Origin of the sequence: Psychroserpens mesophilus, from assembly GCF_050617655.1 — a bacterium.
GTDB lineage: Bacteria > Bacteroidota > Bacteroidia > Flavobacteriales > Flavobacteriaceae > Psychroserpens > Psychroserpens mesophilus_A.
This window is the reverse complement of record NZ_JBODQC010000067.1, coordinates 1-370: the sequence shown is the minus strand read 5'-3', so window position 1 is coordinate 370 and position 370 is coordinate 1. Positions and strand designations below refer to the sequence as shown.

The window sequence follows — 370 nt, the reverse complement described above, 5'->3', positions numbered from 1 at the left end:
GTGCCCTCCGACCCGTAACAGTATTTCCTGTCGTCTCGATAGATACTCGAGCTCCAATTGGGTTTCCTGTTCTTCGATCAGGGTACCCCTGGCGCCGTAGTCAGTTGGTAACTCGATGGTTTGGCTTACCTGGAATTCCGTGTAATCGCCCGTGGAGTTATCTCCATTGGGAAGGTAAAAGAAGCCGAATTGCGGATCAGGCAAGTTATTTCCTGATTTTAATTCCAGTTTTCTGCCCTCCAGATATGAGGATATTGCCTGTAGTTCCCGGTTGTTCTGCTCAATCTGCTGTAAAATTCCGTCGATTTCCGGGGTTTGTGCAAAGACTCCGGAAAGGAACAGGCATCCGCAGATCGCGAATACAAAATGC

General features: G+C 48.6%; 1 pseudogene. It reads right to left on the bottom strand.

From position 1 onward, the window contains the following. Window positions 1-370 (bottom strand): annotated as a pseudogene (locus ACRHNM_RS16350) (TolC family protein); the annotation flags it as partial.